This window comes from Bacteroidota bacterium (assembly GCA_018266755.1).
Classification (GTDB): domain Bacteria; phylum Bacteroidota; class Ignavibacteria; order Palsa-1295; family Palsa-1295; genus JAFDZW01.
This window is the reverse complement of sequence record JAFDZW010000004.1, coordinates 1-4,569: the sequence shown is the minus strand read 5'-3', so window position 1 is coordinate 4,569 and position 4,569 is coordinate 1. Positions and strand designations below refer to the sequence as shown.

Below are 4,569 nucleotides of genomic sequence, written 5' to 3'. Positions count from 1 at the left end.
CAGTTGTGCTGATGAATCAACACTCTTCGTTCAGATCTTCCTACGGGGGGCTCCATTCCGGGTAAGCAGCATCAATTTGGCACTGATCCTTCGAAACGTCTGACCAGAGGGTAAACCCGAAGATTCGACGAAGATGTGCATCTGATTTTTGGATTTTGCTTATCCATAAGAAATTGAACAGCAAATGAGACCCGCGACCTATACTGCGCATCTCCCGAATTTCTAAAAAATCATAGGAGACAAAATGAACAGTAGTGATTGTCTAAAGGCTAATCTACGATCCCGGATCCGGTCAGTCCATTTCAGCATTGGCTGCGAGTCAAGGGATGGACGAAGTTGAATTTGCATATGACCTGCAACTGGCGAATGATGGGAAAACCCTTCTTTACTCGCCTTTTGCGAACTATGCGCATGCCAATTTGGATGCCTGCCAGGAAATGGTTCAACACCCGCATTCACTCCTGTCTTTGGGTGACGGTGGTGCGCACGTAGGCCTGATCACCGATTCCAGTTCCACCACATTCATGCTCACGCACTGGGTGAAGCAGCAAGGACTGCCATTGGAATGGGCTGTACAGAAGCTCACCAGCCTGCCGGCGGAGATGATGGGATTGAAAGACCGCGGGGTCATCAAGCAAGGTATGAAAGCCGATTTGAACATTATCGACCTGGACCGCCTTGAGATCTGTTTCCCCTACGTGGTTTCAGATCTTCCGGCCGGTGGAACGCGATTCACGCAGGACTCAGATGGATATCTGGCTACGTTCCTCTCGGGTAAGTGTGTCGTCCGCGAAGGCAAACCCACAGGCCTGCTGCCTGGGCGACTGGTCAGAAGTCACTCCCTCGTCGGATCAAACAATTGAATTTTAAGAACAATGTCATACAAGTCTACATACCCAAGCATTAACGGTTGCAAGCTTCATTTGCGCGAAGCTGGCAAGGGGCGGCCCATTCTGTTCCTGCACGGTGCAGGCAGCGGTGTCATGGAATGGCTTCCTTTCTTTGACCGCCTTGCAGAGGCGGGTCATCTGCTGGTGCCAGATCATCCTGGTTTCGGCGACTCTGACGATCCCAGTTGGATCAAGGCCATTCCGGACATGGCCATGTTCTACCTGGAGATGCTTGAGGAGCTTGATCTTCATGATGTTCATGTGATTGGGCATTCGCTGGGAGGCTGGATCGCTGCCGAAATGGCTGTGCGCAACAGGACCCGCATCCGTGACATCACCTTGATGGCACCCGCCGGCCTGCGGAAAAAGGGGCTGCAGTATGCAGACCTTTTCATTCAAACGCCCTTGGAGCGCGTCAATGCGTTGTATGCCGACAAGCGCTTTGTTGAGGCCCAATTGGCCAAGCCTCTTTCAGAGGAGGACCGCGACAAGCTGTTGAAGAACTGGTTTGCGTCGGCAAAGCTTGCGTGGGAACCCCGTGGATTCAGCCTGGTATTGCCGAACTGGCTGCACCGGATCAAAAACCCTGTGCGGTTGATCTGGGGCAAGGACGATGCGGTGATCCCGAGTGCAGTGTCATCAGAGTGGGTCGAGAAACTACCCTCCGTGAAGTACTTTCAGATGATCGAGCAATGTGGGCATATGCCCCACATTGAAAAGCTGGACGAAGTCGTTGGTCGACTTATCGAAGACATTAAAACGAGCGCATAACATGCAGCATATTTACTTTACCTTGATGCCCTACCGCCCGCTTGACATGGAGGCGGCGGCAAAACAGAGATCTGCTTGGGTCGTGTTGCCCAACAGCCTGTATGACCCCAAGAAAGGCGCAGACGACTACGAAAGCCACATGAACCTGCTGGAGGAGGCTGATGCGCTGGGCTTCGACGGGTTGGGCGTCAACGAACATCACCAGACCGCCTATGGAATGATGCCAGCGCCGAATCTGATTGCGAGTGCGATCATCCAGCGGACGAAGCGCGCGAAAATTGCCATTCTTGGCCGGGCGTTGCCTTTGGTGAGCAATCCCATCTATATCGCCGAAGAGTTTGCCATGTTGGACAACCTGTCCAGAGGCCGTCTGATTTGTGGTTTCGTGCGTGGTATCGGTGCTGAGTACCATGCGGCCCCTATCAATCCCGCTTTCTCGCATGGCCGTTTTCACGAGGCCCACGACCTGATTGTGAAAGCCTGGACGACCCCGGGTCCGTTCGCATGGGAAGGCGAGTACTACAACCACAACTATGTCAACCTCTGGCCAAGGCCTTACCAGAGCCCCCGCCCGCCGATCTGGATTCCATCGCAAGGCTCAGCCGAAACGATCGACTGGGCCGCGCATCCCGATCGGAAGTATCCGTTTCTGATCACGTTTGCGCAGGAGTCCAATGTCATCAGAAACCTGAACGCGTACCGTGAGAAGGCACGTGAGTATGGTTATGAAGCAAGCTCCGAGCAGCTGGGATGGGCCGCACCGGTCTACGTGGCGGATACCTATGAGCGCGCCATCGAGGAAGCTCGGGCCGGTGTCGAGTCGTTGTTCAACAACTACTTGACGCTGCCCATGGAAATGCTGATGCCGCCCGGCTACACGTCCTTGTCTTCGATGAAGAAGACCATGGCCGCGCGAGCGGGCATTGGTTTGAAGCGCCAGACCATTGAAGAGATGATCGAGTTGGGCACGGTGGTGGTGGGCACTCCGACCATGGTTCGGGACAAGATCCAGAAAATGCGCGACGCGACCAATATCGGCATCTTCGTGGCGCTGCTTCAGATCGGTGTCATGGGTGATGAACTCGCCCGCCGAAACATGCAGATGTATGCCTCTGAAGTGATGCCGCACTTGAAGTGAACGACCGAAGGAGCTACGCAGTGAATCGCAAGCCTTATATCGTTGGCATCGGGGGTACTTCCAGGCCGAACTCCTCGTCGGAGCTCGCCTTGAGGCAGGTGCTGCAGGACCTGGAGGGCATGGGCGCTCAGGTTGAGTTGTTCACGGGCCATGCACTGAGCAAACTGCCCATCTATGGAGACGAGGTCGACGCTCACGACGACCTGCGTGAATCTTTCATCAAGGCATTGAGAGAGGCTGATGGCGTGGTGATTTCTTCGCCTTGCTACCACGGCGGCGTGTCAGGTCTGATCAAGAACGCTCTGGATTACGTGGAGGATATGCGAAATGATCCGCGTGTCTATCTTGATGGCAGGGTCGTTGGCGTGATCGCCTGCGCCTATGGCAACCAAGGGGTGGGGACTGTACTGAACCAGTTGCGCCAAATTGTGCATGCCCTTCGCGGTTGGCCTACCCCCATTGGCGTGGGCATCAACTCCCTTGAGGTTCGATTCACCGGTGATGAGTGCTCGGATGAATCTATTCGAAAGCAGATCAAATTGATGGCAAAGCAGTTGGTTCAGTTTGTTCCACGAATGACTGAAGCCACTGCTTGACTACAGAAGTCGATGATTACCTATGGGGTACTATGGTTGAATGAAGATATCGGACGTTGATTTAAATCTGCTGCCCCTGTTTGATGAACTCATCAGAACCCGCAAGGTTTCAGCAGCAGCGAGAGCGCTAGGCATGAGTCAGCCGGCAAGCAGCTATGCGCTTGCCAAACTGCGGAAGCTCTTCAACGATCCGTTATTCATCCGCACTCATGCCGGCTTGCACCCGACGCCGTTGGCTTTGAAACTGGCGCCGGCCATTTCCAAGGCATTGCGGACCATTCAAGATGAGATATTGCTGGAGCCCGAAATCAGTTTTCAGGCGCGTGATGAAACTCGTACATTCTCCATCAATATCACGGCGGCTGGCGCCGTCATTTTTGTGCCACCAATCCTCGAGCACATTGCGACGGCACGCAACATCACGATCAACATCGTGGACCATCCTGCTGACCAGCTCCATCATTTGATGGAGTCTGGAAAGGTGGACCTTGCATGTGGATTTCTGTCTGGCATTCAGGAGATGAACCTTCACCGGCAACTGCTGTTTCGCAACCCTTTCGTTTGCATTGCGAGGCGATCTCACCCTCGCCTGCGTGGAGTGTTGACGCGTGAACAATACCTTTTGGAGGAGCATGCGGTGGTGAGGCGCAGCCCGCATGAATCCACTTGGCTCGACAGAGAGCTGAAGCAGCGTGGAATTCAACGGAAATGCAAGATCACGGTGCCTCATGCATTGAATATTCCTTCGATCATCGAAAACAGCGATTTATTGGCCACGATACCCCAGCCCTTGGCTGAAAGATTTTGCGCCGCCGGCGACCTTCAGATGTATCGACTTCCTGTTGAGCTGCCATTGTTGGCTGGATACCAATATTGGCATACCCGATTCCATCGAGATTCCGCGATTATTTGGTTGCGGCGAGCAACATCCGAGCTATTTCGCGTGGCCTAAAAGAGATAAGGAAAATGTATGTTGGGTTTGATGCAGCGCCAACCATTGTTGATCTCCTCGTTGATTGATTTCGCAGCGAGACATCATGGTGACGGAGAAATTGTTTCGCGCCGAGTAGAAGGCGATGTGCACCGATACACATGGAAGGACGTGCGGCAGCGTTCGATGCAGGTAGCTCACGCTTTGGAAAAGGGTGGCATATCTGTTGCATCCCGGACGATT

General features: G+C 53.7%; 5 protein-coding genes. All 5 read left to right on the top strand.

Translation table 11 applies throughout. The annotated features are described in order from the left end of the window. The first annotated feature begins 326 nt into the window (after window positions 1-326). From JSS75_04600 to JSS75_04580, 5 genes are read left to right on the top strand one after another with little or no spacing between them, the layout of a single operon-like run. Window positions 327-863, top strand: a complete 537-nt coding sequence (locus JSS75_04600; protein MBS1902963.1) for an amidohydrolase family protein — start codon at window positions 327-329, stop codon at window positions 861-863. A gap of 12 nt (window positions 864-875) precedes the next feature. Continuing rightward, complete coding sequence (locus JSS75_04595; protein ID MBS1902962.1) at window positions 876-1,661, top strand: alpha/beta fold hydrolase; 786 nt, start codon at window positions 876-878, stop codon at window positions 1,659-1,661. Between the two features lies 1 nt (window position 1,662). Then, window positions 1,663-2,799 (top strand): LLM class flavin-dependent oxidoreductase, encoded by a 1,137-nt coding sequence (locus JSS75_04590; protein ID MBS1902961.1) that lies wholly within the window; start codon window positions 1,663-1,665, stop codon window positions 2,797-2,799. A gap of 20 nt (window positions 2,800-2,819) precedes the next feature. Beyond that, window positions 2,820-3,395, top strand: coding sequence for an NAD(P)H-dependent oxidoreductase (locus JSS75_04585; protein MBS1902960.1), 576 nt, complete (start codon window positions 2,820-2,822; stop codon window positions 3,393-3,395). Between the two features lie 40 nt (window positions 3,396-3,435). After that, the gene (locus JSS75_04580) at window positions 3,436-4,347 is read left to right on the top strand and encodes a LysR family transcriptional regulator (GenBank protein ID MBS1902959.1); all 912 of its coding nucleotides are present in this window, start codon (window positions 3,436-3,438) and stop codon (window positions 4,345-4,347) included. Window positions 4,348-4,569: the final 222 nt, after the last annotated feature.